The organism is Tabrizicola caldifontis, assembly GCF_004762095.1.
Classification (GTDB): Bacteria; Pseudomonadota; Alphaproteobacteria; order Rhodobacterales; family Rhodobacteraceae; genus Tabrizicola; species Tabrizicola caldifontis.
This window is the reverse complement of the sequence record NZ_SIJH01000009.1, coordinates 138,078-161,722: the sequence shown is the minus strand read 5'-3', so window position 1 is coordinate 161,722 and position 23,645 is coordinate 138,078. Positions and strand designations below refer to the sequence as shown.

The 23,645-nt window shown below is 67.1% G+C and carries 22 protein-coding genes and 1 pseudogene; 16 read left to right on the top strand and 7 right to left on the bottom strand.

Annotated elements, in window-relative coordinates:
- Window positions 1-106 (top strand): annotated as a pseudogene (locus EYB42_RS09560) (IS5/IS1182 family transposase); the annotation flags it as partial.
- Window positions 107-1,398: 1,292 nt separating this feature from the next.
- Here EYB42_RS09560 and EYB42_RS09555 read toward each other — a convergent pair.
- Complete coding sequence (locus EYB42_RS09555; RefSeq protein WP_135449865.1) at window positions 1,399-2,094, bottom strand: CPBP family glutamic-type intramembrane protease; 696 nt, start codon at window positions 2,092-2,094, stop codon at window positions 1,399-1,401.
- A 96-nt stretch (window positions 2,095-2,190) separates the two neighbouring features.
- Here EYB42_RS09555 and EYB42_RS09550 point away from each other — a divergent pair, with 96 nt between their 5' ends.
- Genes EYB42_RS09550 through EYB42_RS09525 form a run of 5 tightly spaced genes read left to right on the top strand, consistent with a single transcriptional unit; the run spans window position 2,191 to window position 5,062 of the window.
- Window positions 2,191-2,733, top strand: a complete 543-nt coding sequence (locus EYB42_RS09550) for a DUF2975 domain-containing protein (RefSeq protein WP_135449864.1) — start codon at window positions 2,191-2,193, stop codon at window positions 2,731-2,733.
- A gap of 10 nt (window positions 2,734-2,743) precedes the next feature.
- On the top strand, window positions 2,744-2,959 hold the full coding sequence (locus EYB42_RS09545) for a helix-turn-helix domain-containing protein (protein WP_135449863.1): 216 nt from the start codon (window positions 2,744-2,746) through the stop codon (window positions 2,957-2,959).
- On the top strand, window positions 2,956-3,861 hold the full coding sequence (locus EYB42_RS17605) for a GNAT family N-acetyltransferase (RefSeq protein ID WP_240784063.1): 906 nt from the start codon (window positions 2,956-2,958) through the stop codon (window positions 3,859-3,861). The genes EYB42_RS09545 and EYB42_RS17605 overlap by 4 nt, the downstream gene beginning before the upstream one ends.
- Window positions 3,858-4,454, top strand: coding sequence for a DUF1349 domain-containing protein (locus EYB42_RS09530; RefSeq protein WP_135449862.1), 597 nt, complete (start codon window positions 3,858-3,860; stop codon window positions 4,452-4,454). The genes EYB42_RS17605 and EYB42_RS09530 overlap by 4 nt, the downstream gene beginning before the upstream one ends.
- Window positions 4,451-5,062 (top strand): MSMEG_1061 family FMN-dependent PPOX-type flavoprotein, encoded by a 612-nt coding sequence (locus EYB42_RS09525; RefSeq protein WP_135449861.1) that lies wholly within the window; start codon window positions 4,451-4,453, stop codon window positions 5,060-5,062. Before EYB42_RS09530 ends, EYB42_RS09525 begins: the two co-directional genes overlap by 4 nt.
- A 16-nt stretch (window positions 5,063-5,078) precedes the next feature.
- Here the strand turns inward: EYB42_RS09525 and EYB42_RS09520 are convergent, their stop codons facing one another.
- Window positions 5,079-6,179, bottom strand: coding sequence for an acyltransferase family protein (locus EYB42_RS09520; protein ID WP_135449860.1), 1,101 nt, complete (start codon window positions 6,177-6,179; stop codon window positions 5,079-5,081).
- A 96-nt stretch (window positions 6,180-6,275) separates the two neighbouring features.
- On the bottom strand, window positions 6,276-7,712 hold the full coding sequence (gene pdxR / locus EYB42_RS09515) for a MocR-like pyridoxine biosynthesis transcription factor PdxR (RefSeq protein WP_167850974.1): 1,437 nt from the start codon (window positions 7,710-7,712) through the stop codon (window positions 6,276-6,278).
- Between the two features lie 78 nt (window positions 7,713-7,790).
- Between pdxR and EYB42_RS09510 the strand changes: the two genes are divergently transcribed.
- The 4 genes from EYB42_RS09510 to EYB42_RS09495 are packed head-to-tail and all read left to right on the top strand — an operon-like array spanning window position 7,791 to window position 11,151.
- On the top strand, window positions 7,791-8,441 hold the full coding sequence (locus EYB42_RS09510) for a pyridoxamine 5'-phosphate oxidase family protein (RefSeq protein WP_135449858.1): 651 nt from the start codon (window positions 7,791-7,793) through the stop codon (window positions 8,439-8,441).
- A gap of 32 nt (window positions 8,442-8,473) precedes the next feature.
- Window positions 8,474-8,686 carry a DUF1127 domain-containing protein gene (locus EYB42_RS09505; protein ID WP_135449857.1) on the top strand — a complete coding sequence of 71 codons (213 nt, stop codon included), beginning with the start codon at window positions 8,474-8,476 and terminating at the stop codon, window positions 8,684-8,686.
- A 9-nt stretch (window positions 8,687-8,695) separates the two neighbouring features.
- Complete coding sequence (locus tag EYB42_RS09500; protein WP_135449856.1) at window positions 8,696-10,648, top strand: serine hydrolase domain-containing protein; 1,953 nt, start codon at window positions 8,696-8,698, stop codon at window positions 10,646-10,648.
- Window positions 10,645-11,151 (top strand): SH3 domain-containing protein, encoded by a 507-nt coding sequence (locus EYB42_RS09495; protein WP_135449855.1) that lies wholly within the window; start codon window positions 10,645-10,647, stop codon window positions 11,149-11,151. The genes EYB42_RS09500 and EYB42_RS09495 overlap by 4 nt, the downstream gene beginning before the upstream one ends.
- Window positions 11,152-12,464: 1,313 nt before the next feature.
- On the opposite strand, the gene EYB42_RS09490 is transcribed toward EYB42_RS09495, so the two are convergent.
- Window positions 12,465-13,142: a GntR family transcriptional regulator gene (locus EYB42_RS09490; protein ID WP_135449854.1), complete on the bottom strand. Its 678-nt coding sequence runs from the start codon at window positions 13,140-13,142 to the stop codon at window positions 12,465-12,467.
- Window positions 13,143-13,237: 95 nt separating this feature from the next.
- On the opposite strand from EYB42_RS09490, the gene EYB42_RS09485 reads away from it, so the two are divergent.
- The 6 genes from EYB42_RS09485 (at window position 13,238) to EYB42_RS09460 (ending at window position 20,067) form a co-directional block, all read left to right on the top strand.
- On the top strand, window positions 13,238-13,840 hold the full coding sequence (locus EYB42_RS09485) for an amino acid synthesis family protein (RefSeq protein ID WP_135449853.1): 603 nt from the start codon (window positions 13,238-13,240) through the stop codon (window positions 13,838-13,840).
- The gene (locus tag EYB42_RS09480; RefSeq protein ID WP_135449852.1) at window positions 13,812-14,609 is read left to right on the top strand and encodes an alpha/beta fold hydrolase; all 798 of its coding nucleotides are present in this window, start codon (window positions 13,812-13,814) and stop codon (window positions 14,607-14,609) included. The genes EYB42_RS09485 and EYB42_RS09480 overlap by 29 nt, the downstream gene beginning before the upstream one ends.
- Complete coding sequence (locus tag EYB42_RS09475) at window positions 14,606-15,526, top strand: flavin reductase family protein (RefSeq protein WP_135449851.1); 921 nt, start codon at window positions 14,606-14,608, stop codon at window positions 15,524-15,526. The genes EYB42_RS09480 and EYB42_RS09475 overlap by 4 nt, the downstream gene beginning before the upstream one ends.
- Window positions 15,523-16,560, top strand: a complete 1,038-nt coding sequence (locus tag EYB42_RS09470; RefSeq protein WP_135449850.1) for an LLM class flavin-dependent oxidoreductase — start codon at window positions 15,523-15,525, stop codon at window positions 16,558-16,560. Before EYB42_RS09475 ends, EYB42_RS09470 begins: the two co-directional genes overlap by 4 nt.
- Window positions 16,561-16,571: 11 nt before the next feature.
- Window positions 16,572-18,035, top strand: a complete 1,464-nt coding sequence (locus EYB42_RS09465) for an aldehyde dehydrogenase (protein ID WP_135449849.1) — start codon at window positions 16,572-16,574, stop codon at window positions 18,033-18,035.
- 373 nt (window positions 18,036-18,408) lie between these two features.
- Entirely contained in the window at window positions 18,409-20,067 is a 1,659-nt protein-coding gene (locus tag EYB42_RS09460) for an alpha/beta hydrolase (protein WP_240784061.1), read from the top strand.
- 56 nt (window positions 20,068-20,123) lie between these two features.
- Here EYB42_RS09460 and EYB42_RS09455 read toward each other — a convergent pair whose 3' ends face one another.
- The 3 genes from EYB42_RS09455 to EYB42_RS09445 form a co-directional block, all read right to left on the bottom strand.
- Window positions 20,124-21,185, bottom strand: a complete 1,062-nt coding sequence (locus EYB42_RS09455) for a linear amide C-N hydrolase (protein WP_135449847.1) — start codon at window positions 21,183-21,185, stop codon at window positions 20,124-20,126.
- A gap of 68 nt (window positions 21,186-21,253) precedes the next feature.
- Entirely contained in the window at window positions 21,254-22,012 is a 759-nt protein-coding gene (locus EYB42_RS09450) for a hypothetical protein (RefSeq protein WP_240784059.1), read from the bottom strand.
- Window positions 22,012-23,385, bottom strand: a complete 1,374-nt coding sequence (locus EYB42_RS09445) for a metal-dependent hydrolase family protein (RefSeq protein WP_240784057.1) — start codon at window positions 23,383-23,385, stop codon at window positions 22,012-22,014. The genes EYB42_RS09450 and EYB42_RS09445 overlap by 1 nt, the downstream gene beginning before the upstream one ends.
- Between the last annotated feature and the right edge of the window lie 260 nt (window positions 23,386-23,645).

Sequence of the window (23,645 nt, the reverse complement as noted above, 5' to 3'; positions counted from 1 at the left end):
CGGTCGGCTGAAAGACTGGCGCAGGGTTGCCACCCGCTATGACCGCTGCCCAAAGGTCTTCCTCTCAGCCGTCGCACTCGCCGCAACCGTCATGTTCTGGCTATGAATGGAGAACGAGTCCTGACCCGAGCGCATTCATGGTCTATTCTCCCGTCCGAGGAACGATCTCGCGGGCGGTCTCTCGTTATCGCGTGCAACAAGTGACCGCTCATCGACCGGACCATGTCTGATGATTTGCATTCAGAGTGCTTGCAGAAGTTACAGGCCACCGGACCCGGACAGGCGCTCTGCGCGTCTCCGGGACGAGTTGACACCTGTGATCAAATATTGACGTTCAGCCCACCGCACACAATTTGCGGAAGTCCTGTTTGCATTGGAAATTGGCCAAAATTTGAAACGAGCCACGCCGCAGACTTTCGCGACATTTATCTCTGCCTTTGGCCTCGTCTGACGACGGCCGGCCCCTCCCTGGCCTTCCCTCCACCCTCTTTGTCTTTTAGATCATTTTCAGAAAATTCTCAACTTTTTCGCCAATCAGAGTTGCCTCTTGGAAGAAAATGACAGGATAAGGCCAGTTTTGTTGAAGACCAACCGCCCAATGCCATCACCCCCCCGACACGCTTCACGAGACCGGGCAGACAACGAATTCATCTCAAGATTGAAGCGCCATGCAGCACAAGGCCGAATCAGCGGGCGTAACCCAAAAATGATGAATGTGTCAGAATCCAGGCCGCTTCGCGCCATCCTGGTGGCGAAGCGGCCTGGCGTTGACCGCAGATCATCCCAGGCAGGAACATCATGATCCTGCCCGACGATGAAGGTGCCCGTGGGGATGACGCCACCCCGCACCAGCCGATCCGTTGTCAGCCTGTTTGGCCCGATCGGTCTGGGCTGGACGGTGTCGGACTTCGGCACGCTCGGCCACCGCCAAAGAAACTTGAAGGTGAGCAGTTCCCGTCCTGGTTCGCATCGAGGCAAGATCGGTCTCGCCGCACGAAAGGGTGCGGTTCAAGGCACGATGGACACGGAATGCACTGACTTGGGCCTGACGGACAGACCCTTGCGCGCTGCGGCGGGCGAATGATCTGGCCTTGGATGATTATCCTTGCAGGCGGCGAGGCTGGCGCAGGCGGCAGCACCGGAGGGACCAGCCGAAAGCTGTGCGATGGGTCAAATGAGCTTGTCCTGACGCCGCGTCGCGTGGACAAGAAGGGCCCGCGATCAGGGCAAGGCGCACCTTGGGCTTGGGGTGCCCTGCCAGCCGGGACTGTGGGCAGCACGCGACGGAGGGCGCCGCCGCGCTGCTCGCATCGTCCAGCGCAGAGCCAGACGCGGATGACCGCAACCGCTCTGCACGCCAGACGGCAGACGGCGCGCCATGCGCCCGAAACGCGGCATTCAGATCGCAGTCAGGGCGAAGCCGAGATGCGTGGCCATATGGGCCAGGATGGCCGCTTCCAGCCCGTGACGCTGGAAGCCAACGCCATAGGCAAGACCGAGAAGCCCGTTCCAGATCAAGGTGCGAGCCATCAGGGCCGGCGTGATCGTGCCTGCCTCAATCATGACGGTCGGCAGATGCGCGACGGCGAAGGCCAGGGCGGCAAGGACGGCAGCCACCCAGAGCGACAGGGGCCGCGGCAGAAACCGCATCAGACCAAGGGCGAGCAGGCTCATCAGCCCCCAGCGAAGCAGCACCTCCTCGGTCAGTCCGCCGTAGATCACCCCGAGGGCGAGATCCGCCGCATCCCGCCCTTCGCGCAGGGTGGGAAGGGCGACCGTGTTCCAGACCGGTGCCGTCGCATGGTCCGAAATGGCGATGGCAGCGCCCATGATGATCCCCGCAAGGGCCCAGGCCGCCAATGCCCTGAGCCGCAGGGACGTGCCGAGGATCAGGGCGGAACCCAGCCCCGCCTTCGGGGCGGCCCATGCACCCGCAAGCGCCGCAAGGGTCAGCAGGCCCAGCGGGTTGACGACAACGGCGGCAAGCGGAATGCCCTCGGGAACCGGCAGGACGAAGGGAAGCAGGACCACACCTGGAAGACCAGAAAGCAGCGCGCGCCCGGCGCGGACCGTGTAGCGAGAGGCAAGAAGCATGGGGCGGGTCGCCTTTGATGAAGTGATTCGTATTTGACGGCGATCATTTGCTGTTTTACGTTAACTTCGTCAATCAAGAGATGAAGAAGTCCTGCCATGATCGAATCGCAACCCCTGGCGCGCGTGCAGCGCCTGTCCCGCATCTTGTCACGCCTGGCCCTGGTTTTCATGGCGCTCATCCTCCTGCTCGACCTGCTGCTCTGGATTGACCGGCCCGCACTGGAACGCAGCGCTGCGATGCTCTTGCCCGCTGGTACCCCGCACGACCTGACGACAACCGCGCTGATCGGCGGTTTCGTTGTGGCGCATATGGTGATGGGCCTTCTTCTCTACGCGCTCTGGCAGGCGCACCGACTGTTTGCGGCCTTCGCAGGGGGAGCGATCCTCGTGCCCGAAACGGGTCGTCGGCTGTTCCGCATCGGTCTTGCCTTTGCGCTGGTCCTGCCTGCGCAGCTTGCAGCCTCCGGGGCAACCTCGCTTCTGCTGACCTGGCGCAACCCGGCCGGAAGCCGCGCGCTGACGCTGTCGGCCGATCCGGTGCATGCGATGCTTGCGGTCGCCGGCCTGCTGATCCTGACGGTCGGCTGGGTCATGGCCGAGGCCGCGCGGATCGCCGAAGACAACGCACAGATCGTTTGAGGGCCGGCCCATGCCGATCAACGTGACACTGGATGTGATGCTGGCCCGCCGGAAGATGAAGTCGAAGGAACTGGCCGAACGCATCGGCATCACCGAGCAGAACCTGTCGCTTCTGAAGTCCGGCAAGGTGAAGGGGGTGCGGTTCGAAACCCTTGCCGCCATTTGCAGGGCCCTCGACTGCCAGCCGGGCGACCTGCTGGAATACCTGCCGGAGGACGACGCATGAAACCGCGCCCCTCTGCTCGCCTCCTCGTCGTTGATCCCGAGGACCGGGTGCTGCTGTTGCGGTTCAACCATCGGGAAGGGCCGCTGGCCGGGCAGGTCTACTGGGCCACCCCGGGCGGTGCGCTCGAGCCGGATGAAAGCTGGGAGGCGGCAGCCCTGCGCGAGCTGGCCGAGGAAACCGGGATCGTTGCCGCAGATCCCGGCGCACCGATCCATGCGCGCGACTTCCCGCAGCAGATGCCGGATGGTTCCTGGGTAGAGGCGCGCGAGAGGTTCTTCCTGATCCGCGTCCCGACCGCAGATGTGGACACCGACCGCCGCACGGCGCACGAGGTCGATGTGCTTGATCGGCAAAGATGGTTGTCGCTCCCGGAACTCGCCCGGACGGCGGACCTCGTCCATCCCGGTAACCTGCCGGACATCTTGCAGCCCCACCTGACTGCCGCCATCACAATCGGACTGCGCCCGTATAACGCCCTTCGCGACCTTGAGCGCTGCATGGCCCTGTGGCGTGCGGCATCCGAGGTCGGGCATCCTTTCCTGGATACAGCGACGCTCGTCGCCGATGCGGTGGTCGTGCGCGACAGCTACATGCCTGCTGCCGAGATCACCGTGGCAGAGCGGGCTGGCGCCGTGGTCGGCTTCATCGCACTTCTGGGCGGTCTGGTCGCGGGTCTGTTCGTCGATCCGGCTGCACATCGTTCGGGGGCGGGTCGCGCCCTGATCAGCGACGCGCTGCGTCGCAAGTGCCGGTTGGACGTCGAGGTCTACGCCGCCAACGCAGGCGCGCGCGCCTTCTATGCCGCCTGCGGCTTCGTCGAGACGGGTAGACGGGGCACCGACGATCGCGGACGTGCGCTGCCGCTGATCTGCATGACGCTGACGGAAGGAGGCCTGACATGACCGGACTGGACGCGCTCGATGCAGCCACCTGGCTGAACCCGCCGCCCGCCTGGGACCGGACACCCGAGGCGCTGACCCTCGAGACCGGAGAGGGCACGGATTTCTGGCGCGATACGCTTTACGGCTTCCGGCGCGACAGCGGTCACGCCTTTCTGGTGCCGGTGATGGGGGATTTCACGGCCCATGTCGGCTTCGAGGGTGACTATCGTGCGCTTTACGACCAGGCCGGTCTGATGCTCCGGCAGGATGAGGCCCACTGGATCAAGGCCGGGATCGAACTGTCAGACGGGGTCGCGAACCTTTCGATCGTGGTCACGCGAGGGGCTTCAGACTGGTCCACGCTGGCGCTCGGCGCGGAACCGGGGCCGCAACGGCTGCGGATGACACGGACGGGTGGCGCCGTGGTGATCCAGGCGCGCAACGCTGCAAACCGCTGGCAGCTTCTGCGCGTGACCCCATTCCCGCCGGGGCCAGCGCGAGTCGGGCCGACGGCCTGTTCGCCCGAGCGTGCGGGCTTCAGCGCCCGGTTCACGGAATTCACCTTGGGACCCGCCGTGGCCAAGGCGCTGCATGACGAAAGCCCTGCTGCATGAGCGAGACAATCACGGATCCGGCCGCGCTTCAGGCCCTGTATGGCCCCGCACTGCCGGTGGCGCGTGACAAGGTGACGGATCACCTGACGGATCCTGCCCGCGCCTTCATCGCAGCCTCGCCCTTCCTGATCCTTGCAACAAACGGTCCTCTTGGACCCGAGGCGAGCCCGCGCGGCGATCCTCCGGGCTTCTGCCGGGTCGTGGGCGACCGCCGCCTGCTGCTGCCGGACCGGCGCGGCAACAACCGGATCGACGGCTTGCGCAACATCCTTGCAGACCCGCGTGTGGGCCTGATGTTCCTGATCCCCGGGATCGGCGAGACCCTGCGCGTCCAGGGCATGGCGCGCATCCTGCGCGACGAGAGCCTTGCCCGAAGCTTCGCAATCGCAGGGACGCTTCCGGCCACGATCCTGGAAATCGAGGTGCGTCAGGTGTTCTACCACTGCGCCCGCTCGATCACCCGCGCGGCCTTGTGGAAGGCCGCGGCGCAGGTTTCCCGCGCGGTCGTGCCTACGGTGGGCGACTTTCTTGCCGCCGCGACCGCAGGGCGCCGTTCTGCCGCGGCCGAGAACGACGGCTATGCGGAACGGCAGCGCGATCTTTACTGAATTGACCCAAAGCCCCTCAGACCACCCGCCGCAGCAGGGCGGAGCGGCGCAGCCCTGCTGCCATGCCGGAGGCAATGGTCGCCGTTGCAGCCACGGATATGGGCAAGGCCGCGGCGCCCGGCGTGCCGACGGCATCAAGGGCACGGCTGACGGCCACAAGGATCGGCGCATGCAGGATGAAGGCGCCGTAGCTGTTTTCGGATGCCCAAGCCCAGAAAGCTGCCGCGCGGTTGTCGCGGCGCTGGCTCCAGCAGGTCAGCGCGGCGACGGCGCCAAGGGCGACCAGCGGCTCCCACAGGGCATAGACGACAGCGGCCGGCGAAAGGCCGGTCTCGAACCGGGGGGCGTCGGTCGACAGCAACGCCACCGGCAGGATCGGCAGCGCAACAAGACCCACCGCCATCGCCAGCCGCAGGCTGCGCGGCGGCAGGCGGTCAAGCCAGCCGTTCCGTCCGGCCCGCACGCCGACGGCAAAGAGCACGACGTAGGAGGCGAAATAGCCAAGCTGGAAGCCCGCAACCGTGAAGCCCACCGGCACGGCCTGCCGGATCAGCAGGGCCGCGAGGCCTGTGCCGAAAGCGATGGCGAGCCATTCTGCGAAGGGCGGCACGGGGCCGACGGCGACACCGTGCGCTGGCCAAACGGCGAGCACGACCGAGAAGACCAGCAAGGCCGCCGGGAACCAAAGCGGGCCAAGGATGAAGCTGCCGCGCAGGATCCGTGCGGCCGTGTCCGCGAGGATCTCGCCCACGGGTGCCGATGCCAGCGCGACGGTCAGCGGGCCGATGAGGAAGCCGAACACCAGCACCGGCACCCCGAGGCGGATCGCGCGATCGCCGAGGAAGGCCGTCGCCCCCTTGCGCTCCAACGATACTGGTGCGAGCGCACCCGAGATCAGGAAGAGCAGCCCCATGAAGAAGGCCTGGTTCACGGCGGCAAGGAAGGTCAACGGCAGGTTCGTCGCCTCGGTCGCTCTGAAGAACCAGCTGCCGCTTGCGCCGTGGGTGATCGCGGCGTGGTGCAGGATCACCAGCAGGGTCAGAACCATGCGCAGCCGGTCGATCCAGACGGCGCGCGGTCGGGCACTGGCAGGCTTGTCTGCGCCTTCGTCGGTCATGGTTTCGCTCGGCTTGTTGACTGGCCCGGTTCATGCACCGCAACCGAAGCTGCGAACAGAACCAGTTCACGACAATCTCAAGGGGCCGCCCGCCGGTCAGGGCTGGTCGCGGGCCTCCAGAAGCCGGGTAAGCGCCGCGGCAAAGCGGCGGGCATCACGCTCGGTCGCGGTGCCGAAGCCGATGACGAGGCCCTGTTCCGGCCGGTCAATGAAGTAGTCCGACAATGAGGACACGGCATAGCCCGCAGCATTCAGGGCGGCGCGCAAGGGCCCGTCGTCGGTGAGCTCCGGCAGGCGGGCCGTCAGTTGCAGGCCGCCGTCGGGGGTGGACAGCTGCACCCGGTCGCCCAGCGCCTCGGTCAGGGCCGCCCCCACGAACCCCAGGCGCTCACGATAGGCGGACGAGATCGCGGCGACATGCGCGCGCCAGGCACCCTGTGCCATGAACTCGGCCAGCGCCGCCTGGGCATGGACATTCGCCGCGAGGCCCAGCCGCCGCTGCACGGCGCAGAGCGCCTTGGCGCATCCCGGCGGCGCCACCATCCAGCCGATGCGCAGGCCCGGCAGCAGGCTTTTGGCGGCACTACCCAGATATACCACATGACCCGCGTCCGGCTGTGCGGCGAGCGCCGCGATGCCGCGCCCTTCCCAGACGAATTCGCTGTCGTAGTCGTCCTCTACGATCACGGCGCCGATGGCGCGGTCGGCGTCCAGCAGGGCAAGACGGCGGGCCATCGGCATCCGCACGCCGGTCGGATACTGGGTCGAAGGGGTGACGTAGATCAGCCGCGCCCCGGCCATCTCGGCGCGCGCGGGGTCGGCGCCGCGGGCATCCACGGGCAGCGCCCGGCAGGTCAGCCCTGCCGCCTGGAACGTCGCCCGGGCGCTCATGTAGCCCGGGCTTTCGACCAGTGCGACCTCGCCCGGATCGGCAAAGGCGGCGGCGGCGATCATCAGGCTTGCCTGTGTGCCTAGGGTCACGACGATGTCCTCGGGCGCGCAGACAAGGCCGCGGTGGCGGTGCAGCTGGTCGGCCAGCACCTGCCGCAGCTCGGGCAAGCCTTCGAAATGGGCATAGCCCTCGGCCCCGTCCTGCCGGTGGCGCGCGGCGCGCCGCAGCACCCGCCCCCAGGCATCGGCGGGAAACAGCGCCGGATCGGGCGAACCGGGGGCCAGCCGCCCCTCGGCCAGACCGCGCCGAAGGATGACGGCGGCCATGCCGGCGCGCTGCGACAGGCGGACGGGGGCGACCGCCCCCGGCGCCCTGCCGACCTCCAATGCCGCCACGCGCGGCGATGTGCCGGGACGGACCTCGATCACGCCTTCGGCCGCCAGAAGTTCGTAGGCGGCGTTCACCGTGTTGCGCCCCACGCCCAGAAGGGCCGCGGCCGCGCGGGACGAGGGGAGCGCCTCGCCCGGCACAAGCCGCCGGTCCAGCACTGCCGTGCGGATGCTGCGATAGAGCTGTGCGACCAGTGTCTCCGCCCCGTCCGGGTCGAGCGTCACGAGGCTGGCAAGGACGACTGGTTCCATGAAATCCCCCGCTACTGGCTCCTCCATGGGGCAGGATCATGCGGCAAAAGGCGCCCGTCCGACAGAGGAAGTTGCGCCATGACCGACCAACCCCGCTTCAACCGCGCCCGCAACGGCAAGCGCGCCCTTTATGACGAGGCGACCGTCCACGCGATCCTCGATGCCGGGCTGGTCGGTCATGTCGGCTTCGTCGCCGAGGGGCGGCCGATGGTGATGCCCATGGCCTATGCCCGCGGCCCCGGCTGCATCTGGCTGCACGGTGCCTCCAAGGCGCGGATCGTGAAGCTGGCCGAGGGTGCGGCGCTCACCATGACCGTCACGCTTCTTGACGGGATCGTGGCGGCGCGGTCGGGGTTCCACCATTCGGTCAACTACCGCTCTGCAGTCGTCCACGGCACGGGCCGGGCGGTGACCGACACCGACGAACTGGACACCGCCCTGCAGGCGATCACCGAGCATCTGCTGCCCGGCCGTTCCGCGGAAATCCGCCCGATGACCGCGCAGGAGCGCAAGGCGACCGGCGTCATCGCCCTGGCCGTCGAGGCCGCCTGCGCCAAGGTCCGCAGCGGACCGCCGGCCGACGACGCGGGCGACCACGCCCTCTGCCTCTGGGGCGGGGTGGTGCCGGTCGTCACGGCGCTCGGCCGCGGCGTTGCCGATGCCCATACCCCCGAGGGCCTGGCCGAGCCGCCCTCGATCAGCCGTGCCCGCGCGCGCTTTGCACTCTGACCATCCGAACCTTATTTCAAGGCCTTCCTCCCATGACCCTTGTCCTTCCGTCCCGCGCGCGAACCTCGCGACTCCGATCCCTGCGCCAGATCATCGCGGCCTTCCGGCGCCAGATCCGAATTCGGTCGGAGACCGCCCATCTGGACGACCACCTGCGCGCCGATATCGGCCTGCCGCCCCTGGCGGAACGACCACTGGAGCCGCACGAGGTCGCTGCGCGTCTTTTCCTGATGGCCGCGCGCTGAGGCCGTCCGATGAAGAGGCTTTCCGCGATGACCCGATGCCTGATCCCAGTCTGCCTCGCCGGTGCGGCCCTTGCCGCACTGCCGGTGGCCACCCTTGCCGAGGAAACCCCCATGCGCCCACGAACCGACCCCGCAGGCCGCTTCTCGCTGGTCGCGCCCGAGGGATGGCAGCGCGACGATGCCGGGCCCCTCGTGCGCCTGACCAGCCCCGAGGGCGACATCGCCCTGTGGTTCGGCCTGTCCGACATGAACGTTCCGGCCGAGGCCATCGCCGCCTGGACCGCCGCGGGCGAGCCTGCCCCCGCCCCGCAAGCCATCGTCCCCGCGCACCCGCGCCCTGGGTTCGAGGCCGCGACGGCCTTCGTCTATCCGGCGGAGGACGGGATCTTCCGGCAGGCCGTCGCCGAAAGCCACGGCGGCCGTCTGCATGTCACGCTGATCCGCGGCGCGTTGGCCGCGCTGGACCGGCGCGGCGCGCAGGTCAACATCGCGGTGACGGGGTTCCGTCCCGCGGATGCAGTGACCGAAACGCTTGCCGGTTTGTCCCCCGCCGCGCTGGAGGCCGCAGACCTCGCCGCGCTTTCTGCCTATGTCGAGGAGAACCTCGGCCGCTTCGACGTGCCGGGCGCCGTCGTCGCCGTGGTGCAGGGGGGTGAGGTGCGGATGCTCTCGGGCTTCGGCCGGCGCGCCCGCGGGGCGGACGATCCCCTGACGCCGGAAACCCGGATGATGATCGGCTCGGTCGGCAAGACCATGACGACGCTTCTGTTGGCGCGTCTGGTCGAGGAGGGGCGCCTGTCCTGGGACAGACCGGTGCAGGGCCTCCTGCCGCGCTTTGCCGTGGCCGACCCGGAACTCTCCGCGACGATCACCGTGCAGAACCTCGTCTGCGCCTGTTCAGGCGTGCCACGGCGTGACATGGAGTTCCTGTTCCACGCCAGCGACCTGGATGCCGAGGCGGTGATTGGCTCGCTGTCGGAATTCGAATTCTTCACCGGCTTCGGCGAGGCGTTCCAGTATTCCAACCAGCTCGTGGCTACGGGTGGCTGGGTTGCCGCGGCGGCCGACGGGGCCGCATGGGGCGGGCTGGATGCGGGCTATGCCCGCACGATCGAGGACCGCCTGTTCGCGCCGCTCGGCATGACGCGCTCGACGCTCGACTTCGTCGCGGTCATGGCCGACCCCGACCACGCCATGCCCCATGCGCCCCATGGGGCGGGCATCCGGGCCATCCTGCCGGTCGAGACCGAAGGCGCCCTGCTGCCCGTAGCCCCGGCGGGGGCGCACTGGTCCACCGGTGCCGACATGGCGCGCTATCTTCAGGCGCTGCTGGCCATCGGCGAGGGGAACGGCATCGTCTCGCCCGAAAGCCTCGCGCATCTGACCACGCCGCAGGTGCCGGTCAGCGCCACGATATCCTATGGCCTTGGCTGGTTCGTCGAGGACTGGCGCGGCCACCGCCTGATCCACCACGGCGGCAACACCTTCGGCTTCACGAGCGACCTTGCCTTCCTGCCCGAGGCCGGGGCGGGCATTGTGATCCTGACCAATGCGGGGCGGGCCAACGACTTCGTGCAGGCGGTCCGCGCGCGGTTCCTGGAACTGCTGTTCGACCTGCCGCAGGATCATCACGCAGGCGCGCTGCTCGCCCGCGCCGAGGCCGACCGCCGCGCATCCGACTGGGCGGCGGCCCAGCCGGTTCCCGCCGAAACGGCAGTGGCGGCCGAGGGGCGCTATCGCTCGCCCGTGCTGGGCGAGGTCGCCCTGCGCCGCACGGACGACCGGCTGATCTTCGACATCGGCGAGATGGCGGGCGAGATCCGGCCGGACCCGGCCCGACCCGGCCGCTGGATCGTCTGGGAGGGGCCGCTCTTCGCCATGCCGCTGGCGTTCGATGCGGCGAAGGGAACGCTCACCTTCGGCGAAGGCGCTGCGCAATATCTGTTCGAGAGGGTCGAATGATGACCGCCGGAAAGTCTGGTCTGCTGCTTGTCGTTCTTGCGCCGATGGCGTTCGCCTGGCTGGTGACCCCCGTCCATGCCGACCCGATCCGGCCCGGTGCCGAACACTGCGTCGTAGGCGTCGCGCCAGACGATCCGCTGAACCTGCGCGCAGGCCCGGGAACCGGGCATCGGGTGGCGACCCGTCTGCCTTACGCACGCTGCGGGCTGATCGTGACGGCCAGCTGCCGGGGAAACTGGTGCCCGGTGGAGGGTGGCCACCATGCCGGCTGGGCGCACCGCCGCTTCATCGCGGCGGTCTCGCCAGGGACAAACTGCCTGCGGCCGGGGCCGGCCGGGGCGCTGCGGGCCTGGCCCGCCGAACAGTCGCGCGCGCTGACCCGGCTGGCCCCGCAAGGCTGCGACATCGCCCTGCTACCCTACCAGGTGGCGGGCTGGCAGAAGATCCGACAGGGTGGATGGGAAGGCTGGGTGCGCCTGTCGGACCTGCTGTCCAACGAGTGACGACGCTCCTTGCGGCCCTGCGGCAGCTTCGCCGGGTTTGCGCACGGCGCACATTCGGGTTCGGGTCCGCAGCGGCACCACGGTCGATCTTCCTGGTATCCCCGGCACGGACCGGATGAGTACCGGTCTGCGAAAAGGAGGGGTGGATCAGGGATCCCACCGTCAAGCCTGATCTTGTCCGGATAGACCGTATCGACCTTGCTACAGGCGTGCCTGGCCCACTCCGACAAAGGTCCGTGGCCCTGCCACTCTTGAACCGCGGACAAGGCACCGTGGCTGAGCACCGCTTGCTGCGCGCGGCAGATCGCCTCGAGCGGCAGCAGTGCAACCCGCACATGTTGGCGCCTCGGTCCGGGTCGATTTCAAGGAGTGCCCTCTCGAGCAGAAGTCGATAGTCGCTCTCCCTCGCGTGCCGGCGGAAGACCTTGCAGTGGTAGCAATTGGCGCGGTCGACCTTGGCGGCGGCCTTCACTTACCCTGGCACTGTGGTGGAACCGGCCCACTGCCCCGACAGCGCCCGGTGGGAACCCGCGGCATCTTGCATCTGTCTTCCGTCCCACGAGCAGAGCAGAAACAAAAATCCCGGCGGATCCAGCCGGGCACCGGCAACGGTCTGCATGAACGCTATACGACCAAGCGAGGAAATCATGATGCAGCCTGAACCAGAACCTGCTGCCCTCCTGCCATGATCGAGGCCGTTCGGGCGGCCAGCTCCATCATAAGGGCCGAGTTCCATCGCCCCGTCGGTCCAAGAGGCTGCGGATCGAAGACGGCCCCGATCGACACGGAAGTCACGCTGGCCCTGAAGGACCGCCTGCCCGGCCTGGATGCCTGCGGCTTCCCCGGCCAAAAGACCAGGGCCATCCTGCCTCGGGCAGCGACATCTGGGGGTGGGCCCTCATGACGGGACAGCGGGCTTCCTTTCCGGTCGCCGGAGATCGGCCATCTCGGCCGGCTTGCTGCGTCCGGGGCGCGGCGATCATCCGGTGCCGGCTGCGACCTGATCACCTGCGGCAAAGCTACACCGCTCACGCACAACCGCGTGGTGTCGCGCTGCTTGCCTGTTCAGGGGCGCAAGGCGATCCCACCACCGTTGCACAACGCCGCACTGTCGTGCCGCCCCGTCGCGGCCCCCAGCATCTGCCATCCCTGCCCACAGGAATACTGGCCCGACAATGCGCTGAACCTGGCCGGGGCCCTGCTCGCCACCGGCGCGGAAATGGCAGCGGCGCCGGGCATCGGCCAGGAGGCAAGCACTTGATAACGACCTCGTTCCGGACAGGCCCGGCCGTCACGCGCAATCCGGCAGCCGGTCATTCCGCAGCCCCCAGGCTCTTGCGTGCAACCTCGGCGGCGTCGCGCAGATGGTCGTTCACGGCCCTTGCAGCCGCCGCCGCGTTGCCGGAACAGATCGCGTCGCAGATCCGTTCCATGTGCGCCTGACCCGAGGTGCTGCGGTCGCTGCTGGCCAGGGTCAACGCCCGAAGCCTGGAGATCCGTCCGTTCAGCCGCTGGACGATCTCCCAGGCGATGTCGTGCCCTGCGGCGGTGAAGATCACCTCGTAGAACGCGGTCGTCGCCGCCAGAAGTTCTGCCGGAGGTGCACCGGCGAAAGCCGCCCTTATGCGGGCAAGGGCAGATCGCAGACGTTGCTTCACGCTGTCATCTGCGCGCCGGGCGCAGGCGGCGGCGGCATCTGCCTCGAGCAGGCGGCGGATGTCGTAGATCTGGCGCGCGCGTGGCCAGTCCAGCGTGGCGACGACCGGGCCGACACGCGGCAGGATCTCGACCAGCCCCTCGGCCTCCAGGTAGCGGATCGCCTCGCGCACGACAGACCGCGACACGCCCAACTGGTCGCAAAGCGTCCGCTCGACCAGACGGTGCCCGCCGGGAAACCGCCCCTCGACGATCGCCTGCCTGAGCCGGCCGACCGCCAGTTCCCGCAGGGTGGTCGGCGCGTGGTTGATGCGAAGATCCAGAGTGTCGTTCATTCTTGCACTCTACGGGTCAATCGGGCACCGCCGCAAGGGATATTGACAGATGGTATTCTGGTATACCAAGCTTCGCAGCAAGATCGGAGACCCACATGCCCGCACAGATTCGCAAGACATGCACTTTCGTCGAGACGCTTCTGATCGAAGGCGGTCGCGCCGCACCTGTGCCGCTTAAGCTGATCGCCGCGGCCGCGGTGCTGCGAAACCCGTGGGCCGGCCGAGGCTTTGTCGTGGACTTGAAGCCCGAGATCCACCAGATCGCGCCCGAACTGGGCCAGCTTCTGACCGGCATGATCCTTGAGGCCGCCGGAGGAGGGAACCGGGTGGAAGGCTACGGCAAGGCCGCAGTCGTCGGCCTGTCGGGCGAGCTGGAACATGCCAATGCGCTGATCCATACCCTGCGCTTCGGCAATCATTACCGGCAGGCGGTCGGGGCCAGAACCTACCTTGCCTTCACCAACGTGCGCGGGCCGGCAAACTGCCCCGTAATGATCCCCCTTATGGACAAGCACGACGAAGGCCGCAGGTCACATTATCAGACCGTACACTTCTCGATCCCCGACGCGCCGGCCGCGGACGAGATCGTCGTCGCTCTGGGCGCCTCGACCGGGGGGCGGCCGCATCACCGGATCGGTGACCGCTACCAGGATCTCAGGGACCTTGGCCATGACGTCTCGAACCCTGCGGCTGTCTGACGGCCGCGCCGTCCGCGTGCTGGACCACGGCGCCGGACCGCCGGTCCTTCTTCTTCACGGCGTAGGCCTGCGGGCCGAGGTGTGGGAGCCTCAGATCGCCGCACTTTCGGCCACGCACCGCGTGATCGCTGCCGACCTGCCGGGCCATGGCGAAAGCGACGCGCTGGCAATCCTGCCCGACCTGCCGGACTATGTCGCCTGGGCCGCCCGACTGGCAGAGTCCATCGGAGGCCCCATCGCGGTCGCCGGTCATTCGATGGGTGCCCTGATCACCATGGGTCTTGCGGTCGAACGTCCCGACCTTCTGACGCGCGCCGCCCTGCTGTGCCCCGTCTTCCGCCGGACGCCCGAGGCCCGGGCCGCGGTTCTGGCGCGGGCTGAGGAGATCGCGGTCGGGCGCGGCGGCATCGACGGGCCGCTGTCGCGCTGGTTCGGGGATCAAAACGGCCGCCTGCGCACGCGTGTGGCCGGCTGGCTGCGGTCGGTGCCGCAGGCAGGCTATGCCGCGGCCTATCGCGCCTTTGCCACGGGGGATTCGATCTACGCCGACCGGATCGGCCTGATCAGGCGGCCACTTCTGGTGCTGACCGCCGATGGCGACGCGAATTCCAGCGCCGAAATGGCCCGCCAGATCGCCACGGCCGCACCAAGGGGGCGGGCCGTCGTGATCGAAGGTCACCGCCACATGGTACCCCTGACCGCCCCCGAGGCGGTAAACCTAGCCTTGATTGAGTGGCTGGCCACCGGACAGAAGGAGGCTGCGGCATGACCCCTTCTCCCCGCGCGCTGCGCGATGCCTTCGGCTGTTTCATGACCGGCGTCACGGTCGTCACGACGCTTGACCAGGACGGGCGGCCTCTGGGCTTTACCGCGAATTCCTTTGCTTCTGTATCGCTTGATCCGCCGCTGCTGCTGGTGTCGATCGCGAACAGTTCGGCCAATCGGGCAAGCTTTACCAAAGGCGCAGGCTTTGCGGTAAATATCCTGTCCGAGAACCAGAAGGATATTTCCGCCACCTTTGCCCGCCCCTCTGACGACCGCTTCGCCGGGGTTTACTGGAGGCGCGGCCCTGTCGGCTTTCCGCTGATCGCCGGTGCCTCGGCCTGGTTCGACTGTACGCTGCACCAGGTGATCCCGGCGGGCGACCACAGCATCCTGATCGGGCTGATCGGGGCCTTCGAGGCCACCTCCCACCCTGGCCTTGGCTACTATCGCGGTGCCTATGTCACCCAGGCTGCAACTGCGGCGCAGATGCCGGCAGGGCCGGATGTCGTGATCTCGGCCATTCTGGAGGCCGAGGGCCGGGTGCTTCTGGTCGATGACGGACGCGGCGGCCTTTCGGTGCCGATGGCTAAGGTCGGACAGAAGGGCGTGCAGGCCACGCTGATGGACCTGATCGACGGCCTTGGCCTTCAGGCAGAGGCCGGCATGATCTATGCGGTCTATGAGGACAGCAGGCTGGGCACCCAGCATATTGCCTTGCGCTGCCCCACTGTCCTGTCGCAGCCGAAGCGCGGCGCCTTCGTGGAACTGTCCTGCGACGGGGTCTCGGACATCACGGACCCGGCGCTGCGCATCATGCTGGAACGGCTGGCCGGGGAATCGCGCCTGGGCAACTACGGAATCTATTTCGGCACGCACGAAACCGGGCGTGTGCAACGCGGCTCAGAGGGGCTGATAGCATGAAATTCTCGCTTTTCATCCATATGGAGCGCGTCTCGGCCAAGGATGACGAGCGGCGGCTCTATGACGAAATGATCGAACTGTGCCACATCGCAGACGAGGGTGGGATGCATGCCATCTGGACGGGCGAACACCACGGCATGAGCTTCACCATCGCGCCGAACCCGCTGCTTAACCTTGTCGATCTGGCACGGCGCACGAAGAACGTCCGCCTTGGCACCGGCACGGTGATCGCGCCGTTCTGGCATCCGATCCGGCTTGCGGGCGAAGCGGCCATGGCCGACATCATCATGGACGGAAGGCTCGAGCTTGGCATTGCGCGCGGCGCCTACAGCTTCGAATATGAACGGCTCATGCCCGGACTTGACGCCTGGAACGCAGGCGGCCGGATGCGCGAGCTTATCCCGGCCGTCAAGGCGCTGTGGCAGGGCGACTATGCGCATGACGGGCAATACTGGCAGTTTCCCCGGACGACCTCGACGCCGAAGCCGGCCCAACAGCCCGGGCCGCCGATCTGGGTCGCCGCGCGCGATCCGAGCAGCCATGACTTTGCCGTGGCCAATGGGTGCAATGTCCAGGTCACGCCGCTGCATCTGGGCGACGATGAGGTCGTCAGCCTGATGGAGCGATTCAACACAGCCTGCGCCGCCCACCCCGAGGTACCGCGGCCGAAGATCATGGTCCTGCGCCACGCCTACGTCGCATCGGACGAGGCCGATGCACGCACCGCCGCCGAAGAAATGACCCGGTTCTATTGCTATTTCGGCGCCTGGTTCAAGAACGAGCGCCCGATCCAGCAGGGCCTGATCCAGGAATTGACCGAAGATGAGATCGCGGCCCATCCCGTCTATTCCGCCGCCGCAATGCGTCGCAACCAGATCATCGGCGAGCCGGACGAAGTGATCGCCCGCCTCAAATCCTACGAGGCACTCGGCTATGACGAATTCAGCTTCTGGATTGACTCGGGCATGAGCTTCGAACGCAAGAAGGCCTCGCTTCAGCGGATGATCCGCGACGTGATGCCGGCCTTTGCCTGAGGGGGCCGGTCATGGAACGGTTCCAGCATTACATCGACGGGCAGTTCGAGGACGGGAAGGACAGTTTCGCAAGCCTTGATCCCGCGACGGGCGTCCCCTGGGCCGAAATGCCGCTTGCCTCGGCCCATGACGTGGACCGTGCGGTTACATCGGCGCACCGGGCCTTTCTTTCTGCCCCCTGGGCAACGATGACCGCGACGGCGCGCGGCAAGCTTCTGTACCGGCTTGCCGATCTGGTGCAGGCCGCCGCCCCGCGTCTGGCGGCGCTGGAAACCCGCGACACCGGCAAGATCATCCGCGAAACATCAGCCCAGATCGCCTATGTCGCTGAATATTACCGCTATTACGCCGGTCTCGCCGACAAGATCGAAGGCGCGCATCTGCCCATCGACAAGCCCGACATGGAGGTGTGGCTGCGCCGCGAACCGGTGGGCGTGGTCGCGGCCATCGTGCCTTGGAACAGTCAGCTCTTCCTCTCTGCGGTCAAGCTGGGGCCTGCCCTCGCTGCCGGGTGCCCGGTGGTTCTGAAGGCATCCGAAGACGGGCCGGCGCCGCTGCTGGAATTCGCCCGCCTGGTGCATGAGGCCGGCTTTCCGCCCGGCGTCGTCAATATCCTGACCGGTGGGCCCGAAGCAGGACAGGCGCTGACCACCCACCCCAAGATCGCGCACATCGCCTTCACCGGCGGGCCCGAGACCGCGCGGCACATCCTGCGCGCCTCGGCCGAGAATCTTGCCCGCACCTCGCTGGAACTGGGCGGCAAGTCACCCTTCATCGTGTTCGATGATGCCGATCTGGACAGTGCGGCCAATGCCCAGGTCGCAGGGATCTTCGCCGCGAGCGGGCAAAGCTGCGTCGCGGGATCGCGCTTGCTGGTGCAGCGGAGCGTGAAGAAGCCGATGCTGGCCCGGCTGATCGCGAAGGCCGGGGCCGTCGCCATCGGCGCGCCGGACCGGATGGAGACCGAGGTCGGCCCGCTGTGTACGGCCCGGCAACGTGACCGCATCGTGCGCCTGGTCGAACGGTCAGTCGCGGCGGGGGCGCGGGTGGTGGCCGGCGGGGTTGCGCCGGATGGCCCAGGTTTCTTCTTTCCACCGACGATCCTTGATTGCTCTGACGCCCCCGAGGCACCGGCGCTGCACGAGGAATTCTTCGGCCCGGTCCTGTCCGTCGTGACCTTCGACACCGAGGACGAGGCGCTGGCCATGGCCAACGGCACCGATTACGGCCTTGCTTCGGGCGTATTCACCCGCAGCCTGACGCGCGCCCACCGCATGATCCGTGGCATCCGCGCCGGGATCGTCTGGGTCAACACCTACCGCGCCGTGTCGCCCATCGCGCCCTTCGGCGGACATGGGTTATCGGGCCACGGCCGCGAAGGCGGGATGGCGGCGGCATTGGATTACACGACGATCAAGACGGTCTGGTTAAGGACGTCGGACGATCCGATCCCCGATCCCTTCGTGATGCGCTGAACCACTGCCCGGGCGGCGGGGCAGCAAGGCGGCGGAAGACAGCGATCCGTCCCTGTCCGGGGCGGCACTTGGCCGGGGCAGCCGCCCCGGCGCTGACCCGCACCCATGCCGACAAGCGTCGCACCCACATGCATGGCCGGATCTGCTTCGGCCCCCATCCCGGTAGAGGCCACGCGCATCCTGGTCGGCACGAAGCCCGTGGCGGTCTGGTCCGGCTTTGATGCGCCCCCTGCCGCGGCGGCAGCTTCCCCCTAGACAGCAGCGGCCCGGCGATGCCCCTATGCAGGAAGGAACCCGGGCAAGCGATACGGCGTCAGGATCGCGACCAGCCCCGGACAGGAACTGCACACTTGCAGAAGGAGCCCTTCGCCTCGTGCCGGACACCCCCGCCTCTGCCAGACCGCCCTTTCTTGCGCCATTGTCCGCGCCAGGACTTCTGTTTGCGGCGCTGTTGTTCGGCCTGTCGATCACGCCCTCGATGGTGCCGCGCGCGCCCGAGATGCAGGGCATTCTTGGCGGGGTCGTCGCTGCAGTCGGCTATCTTCTGTGGTGGGGCCTTGCACGATCAGTGATCTGGCTGGGCCAGATCCCGCCGCGCGACCTGGCACCATCGGTGCGGCGGGGCATGCTGCTGCTGGGGGGCGGCGTCGGGGCGCTTTGCCTGTGGAAGGGTGCGGAATGGCAACAGTCGATCCATGACGCCTGGAACCTGCCGCCCGTACAGGCGACAGCACCGCTGCGGGTTGCGCTGATTGCTCTGGCCGTCTTCCTGGCCCTGCTGGCCTTGGCCAGGGTGTTCCTGATGCTGTCCGCCAGCTGGCAGCGGCGTAGCCGAAGGGTCCTGCCCCCAAGACTGGCGCATGTCGCGGGCATTCTGGTGGCGCTGGCCGTCTTTGCCGCCGTGATCGACGGGATAGCCGTGCGCGGGCTGCTGCGCGGTCTCGACAACACGGCGCGGCTGGCCGACAGTCTGATACCGCCCGATCTTGACGCCCCAGCCTCTCCACTGGTCGCCGGCGGCCCCGGCTCGCCGCTCAGATGGAAGGACATGGGCCGCTGGGGACGCAGTTTCGTGGCAACCGGACCCGACGCTGACGCCATCTCTGCCTTCTGGGGCAACCCGGCGATGCAGCCGATCCGTGTCTATGTCGGGCTGAACGCAGCCGACACGCCCGAAGCCCGGGCCCGGCTTGCCTTCGACGAACTGGCCCGACTGGGCGGGTTCGACCGGTCGGTGCTGGTCGTCGCGATGCCGACCGGGTCCGGCTGGCTGGACCCCGGAGGGATGGATACGCTCGACTATATCACCCGCGGCGACGTGGCGACAGTGGCGGTGCAGTATTCCTACCTGCCCAGCCCTGTTTCGGTGGTCGTGGACCCACGGAAGGGTGTGGCCGAGGCGCAGGCCCTATTCGACATCGTCTATAGCCACTGGACCACCCTGCCCGCCGGGAAACGGCCCAGGCTTTACCTGCACGGCCTCAGCCTGGGAGCCTTCCTGTCGCAGGAAACAGTGCCGCTGCTCGATCTTTACGCCGATCCGATCCAGGGCGCACTCTGGACCGGGTCGCCCTATCTCAGCGAGTTCTGGCGGATGGTGCAGACCCGCCGCAACGCCGGCAGCCCGGCCTGGCGACCGGCCTTCGGCAACGGGTCGCTGATCCGCACGATGAACCAGGACGGAGGTCTGGACAGGTTCCAGACCGACTGGGGCCCGATGCGTTTCGTGTTCCTGCAATACGGCAGCGATCCGATCGTGTTCTTCGACTGGTCGCTCGCCTGGTCGCGGCCGGACTGGCTTGCCGGGGATCGCGCGCCCGACCTGTCGCCGCGCATGCGCTGGCTTCCGCTGGTCACCCTGCTTCAGGTGGGTCTGGACATGGCTTTCGCCGTGGGCACCCTGGGTTACGGGCACGACTACATGGCCCGCCATTACATACCTGCCTGGGCTGCGACGCTGGACCCGCCAGGCTGGACGGTCGAGGACGAGGCCCGGCTGATCGCCCACCTCGACGGGCTAGTTCCGCGCTAGGCAAGACGCCCATGACCACGAGGGACTCACGGGGTTTCGGGAGCAAGGGCAGACGATCAGTCTGACGGCTGAAAGGCAAAGGGCGCGGCCGCCTCGAAACTGGCCGAGGATTCGCCCGCAAGGATCCGCTCCATGTCGACACCCAGATCCAGCTTCTTGACCGGCGCACCTTCCGACAGGTCGAGTTTTGCCAGATCGACCCAGAAGACGCTGGGCGAGGTCACTGACTCGACATAGTAGCGCAGATCCCGCTGGTCTGCGACGACACGCCAACGGGTCGTGGACAGGTTCGGCTGCTCGGCGATGCTGATGCCCCAGGGAACTGACACCTGCCGGATTACGCTGAACACCGAAGCCGCCGCCACGCGGGCATCGGCACTCTGCTCCACAGCATTGATGTAGAAGCTGGCGCGCACGAACCGGTCGGTGGCGCGGACGGTGCCGGGCATGAACTCGCGCGGGTTCACCCCCTGCCAGTATTCGCGGATCGCAAGCTGTCGATCAAAGGTCGGCTCGTTGGTCATCACCTGATAGCTGCGGTCATGCCAGATCACCATCTCGCCATCGACGAACTCGATGATCGCACTGTCCCCCGTCGCATCAGACATCGAGACATGCACCGTTGCGGCCTTTCCCGGCGGCCCGACCGGAACCTCGCCCCCCTGGACCAGAACCGGGTTGGCGCGCAGGTCGGCCACCGCCTCGGCCACGGTGCCATAGCGGTCAAGCAGATACTGCGGAAAGACAGAGAGCGAGATGCGCGGCGTCACGCCATCGTCCTCGGGATAGGTGGCCTCGACCTCCCACAGAAGGTTCACGACAAGGCCCGCCTCGTTCATGCCGTCGGCGGTCGCGATGTCATAGCCCGATACCACAAGGCTTCCGTACTTCGCGGTCCATTCCGCCGAACGATCACCCGCCGCGCCATTACGCACAATACCCCGTGGAAAGGCCCAGAGATTGCTGACCATCGGCAGTTTCCAGTCCATGCTGCGCCCGGTCAGGATGCGCCCCTCGGGGCCCAGATAGACAGCACGGGTGCAGGCTTCGGCCACGGGGGCCGCGGCCATGATCACCGCAGCGGCCATGGCGACGGCAGATCGCGCAAACCAATACATTCGGACCTCCCGACTCCTTTGGAAAAAGGGGCTGGCCTCAGTCGCCCCTGCTGATTTGCCCCAACCTCTCAGAACCTCCAGGTCGCGCCGAGCAGCGGCCCCGTCATGGAACCCTTGAACACGGTTCCGCCATCGGAATAGTCGACGTAAAGGTGGCGCCAGCCGACAGAGAGATAGAGACTGTCATTCATCTGATAGTTTGCGGTCACTGCCACCTGATAGGTGAGATCCGACCCCACCCCGAAACCGCCCAGGTCAAGATACCCCAGCAGGGACCAGCGGTCGGCAAGCGGGGTGTTGACCCTGAGGGCAAGGATCGGATCCACGAAATCGGCCGTCGGCGCGATGCTGATACCCACCAGCGGAACCGAAACCTGACCGTCCAGGCGCCAGGCGCGCAGACCTCCCATGGCATCCACTGTCGTCCCGCCACCTACGTCGAAACGCTGCCCTGCCGCCAGCGTCAGGGACCGGATCGTCACCTCTCCCGAGGCCGGCGCACCGACCGGCGGCAGCAGACCTTCGCGGGACGAGGCCGAGTAGGTGAAGTCTGCGAAGAGCACCAGGTCGCCGCGTCGGGCAAGCCCCGTGACGAAGAACGCGCCATCAAGATCCTGAAGCACCTCGGACAGCGACTTGTCGAAGGACAGTGTCGGCCCGCCGGTGAACGGCGTGAAGTCACCGGTGACGCCGGCACCCCAGCCATAAAGCGTGACCTGACCCGACCAGTCCTCCGCTGCGGCGGGCATCGGGGCGAGCGTTGCAGCACCGGCAAGCATGCAACCTGCAACCAGCGAGGCAAGAGAAATACTCGGTTTCCGGGGCATCACAGGGTCTCCTTGAACACGCGCCCGCCCTTCATGATGAGGCGCAGGTTGTTTGCGGGATCGCCGAGGAAAGCGAGATCGGTTTCGGGATCGCCATCCCATACGAGAATGTCGGCATGGGCCCCTTCGGCAATGACGCCGAGACGGCCCTGATAGGGGTCGCGGGGGCCAGAAAGGGCAAGAAGACCTCCGGCCTTGCCCGTGGCCATACTGAGCGCTTCCAGCGGAGACATGAAGCGCGCCAGCTTGGCAAGCTGGCGTCCCTGGCTTTGCGAAGCGCCGGGGTTCATCAGGATATCGGTTCCGAAGGCCATGTTGACCCCTTCGGACCTACCCATTTCGAAGGCGTTCACCGTGCCCCGCGCAACTTCCTCGGCCTTCTGCTGCTGGATGGGGTTGCTGCGAGGGTTGGAATCCTCGTCCTGAAGGAACGGCTGGATCGACCACCATGCCCCTTCCTCGCGCATCATCCGCACCGACTCGAGGTCCGCCAACTGGCCATGCTCGATCGATTTGACCCCGGCCCGCAGCGATCGCTGGATGCCTTCGGGCGTGTAGACATGCGCGCAGGCATAGGTGCCCCAATCGGCAGCGGCGCGCACGGCGGCCTCCATTTCCTCCTGAAGGAATTGGGCGGTGTCGAGAGGATCGTAGATCGATGTCACCCCGCCACCCGCCATGATCTTGATCTGGCTGGCCCCCTTCATCAGTTGCTCGCGGGTGCGGCGCAGAACCTCGTCCGCACCATCGGCGATGGCGGCAACCCCGGTCCTTTCGGTGTAGTCCGGCGCATCGCCCGGCATCCGGGGCAGGGTATTCAGAAGCCGGAAATCACCATGCCCGGAGGTCTGGGAGATCATCGCACCCGACGGAAAGATGCGCGGGCCGGTCACAACGCCGCTGTCGATGGCCAGTTTCAGCCCGAAGACCGGACCGCCCGTGTCACGCACGGTCGTGAAGCCGCGCATCAGGGTCGCGCCCGCCTCTTGCCCGGCGACAAGATGAACGAAGGCAATGTCCTGGGTCAGTGCCGCTATCTGGCTGACACTGACCAGCGTGGCGTGCCAGTGGCAGTCGATCAGGCCCGGCGTCACCGACCGGCCGCCGCAGTCTATCACATCGGCGTCCGCAGGGCCGGTGCCTGCCGCAGGGAGGCCGGTAATTCGGCCGCCTTCGATCACGATGTCGCGACCGGTCTGCATGGACAATGTGGAACCATCGAAAAAACGCAGATTAGTCAGCACCGTCGGGCGCCCCGGCGTCTGCGCCCGCACCTCGCGCGGGGCAAGGCCGAAGCCCGCAAACATGCCGATCACGGCGGCGCTTCCGCCAAGGAACTGACGGCGGGAAATATCCGCCTCGATCCGGTGCATGGCCGCCTGTGTCTTGGGCGCGCCGCAAAGACAGGGATTGATCGACGCAGCCCCGGTTTCGATCGCTTCGCAACACGCCATGCACATACGGAAAATTCCTTTCCCGAAGTAAAAGTTGCGTTAATGCTATATTGATCCCGTTGTCGGGCAACCGTTTTCCTGCCCGCGCCGACATTTTTTTGGTGATGGCGGGTTCCAGGCGGCCCGGAATGGGTGACACAGCCATCGGCCAGCCGTCAGGCAACTTGCGACACCACATT

Bases quoted from the DNA above. Each gene is read 5' to 3' on its own strand.
- EYB42_RS09555 (WP_135449865.1), bottom strand. From the start codon at position 2,094: ATGCTTCTTGCCTCTCGCTACACGGTCCGCGCCGGGCGCGCGCTGCTT.
- EYB42_RS09550 (WP_135449864.1), top strand. From the start codon at position 2,191: ATGATCGAATCGCAACCCCTGGCGCGCGTGCAGCGCCTGTCCCGCATC.
- EYB42_RS09545 (WP_135449863.1), top strand. From the start codon at position 2,744: ATGCCGATCAACGTGACACTGGATGTGATGCTGGCCCGCCGGAAGATG.
- EYB42_RS17605 (WP_240784063.1), top strand. From the start codon at position 2,956: ATGAAACCGCGCCCCTCTGCTCGCCTCCTCGTCGTTGATCCCGAGGAC.
- EYB42_RS09530 (WP_135449862.1), top strand. From the start codon at position 3,858: ATGACCGGACTGGACGCGCTCGATGCAGCCACCTGGCTGAACCCGCCG.
- EYB42_RS09525 (WP_135449861.1), top strand. From the start codon at position 4,451: ATGAGCGAGACAATCACGGATCCGGCCGCGCTTCAGGCCCTGTATGGC.
- EYB42_RS09520 (WP_135449860.1), bottom strand. From the start codon at position 6,179: ATGACCGACGAAGGCGCAGACAAGCCTGCCAGTGCCCGACCGCGCGCC.
- pdxR (WP_167850974.1), bottom strand. From the start codon at position 7,712: ATGGAACCAGTCGTCCTTGCCAGCCTCGTGACGCTCGACCCGGACGGG.
- EYB42_RS09510 (WP_135449858.1), top strand. From the start codon at position 7,791: ATGACCGACCAACCCCGCTTCAACCGCGCCCGCAACGGCAAGCGCGCC.
- EYB42_RS09505 (WP_135449857.1), top strand. From the start codon at position 8,474: ATGACCCTTGTCCTTCCGTCCCGCGCGCGAACCTCGCGACTCCGATCC.
- EYB42_RS09500 (WP_135449856.1), top strand. From the start codon at position 8,696: ATGAAGAGGCTTTCCGCGATGACCCGATGCCTGATCCCAGTCTGCCTC.
- EYB42_RS09495 (WP_135449855.1), top strand. From the start codon at position 10,645: ATGATGACCGCCGGAAAGTCTGGTCTGCTGCTTGTCGTTCTTGCGCCG.
- EYB42_RS09490 (WP_135449854.1), bottom strand. From the start codon at position 13,142: ATGAACGACACTCTGGATCTTCGCATCAACCACGCGCCGACCACCCTG.
- EYB42_RS09485 (WP_135449853.1), top strand. From the start codon at position 13,238: ATGCCCGCACAGATTCGCAAGACATGCACTTTCGTCGAGACGCTTCTG.
- EYB42_RS09480 (WP_135449852.1), top strand. From the start codon at position 13,812: ATGACGTCTCGAACCCTGCGGCTGTCTGACGGCCGCGCCGTCCGCGTG.
- EYB42_RS09475 (WP_135449851.1), top strand. From the start codon at position 14,606: ATGACCCCTTCTCCCCGCGCGCTGCGCGATGCCTTCGGCTGTTTCATG.
- EYB42_RS09470 (WP_135449850.1), top strand. From the start codon at position 15,523: ATGAAATTCTCGCTTTTCATCCATATGGAGCGCGTCTCGGCCAAGGAT.
- EYB42_RS09465 (WP_135449849.1), top strand. From the start codon at position 16,572: ATGGAACGGTTCCAGCATTACATCGACGGGCAGTTCGAGGACGGGAAG.
- EYB42_RS09455 (WP_135449847.1), bottom strand. From the start codon at position 21,185: ATGTATTGGTTTGCGCGATCTGCCGTCGCCATGGCCGCTGCGGTGATC.
- EYB42_RS09450 (WP_240784059.1), bottom strand. From the start codon at position 22,012: ATGCCCCGGAAACCGAGTATTTCTCTTGCCTCGCTGGTTGCAGGTTGC.
- EYB42_RS09445 (WP_240784057.1), bottom strand. From the start codon at position 23,385: ATGCACCGGATCGAGGCGGATATTTCCCGCCGTCAGTTCCTTGGCGGA.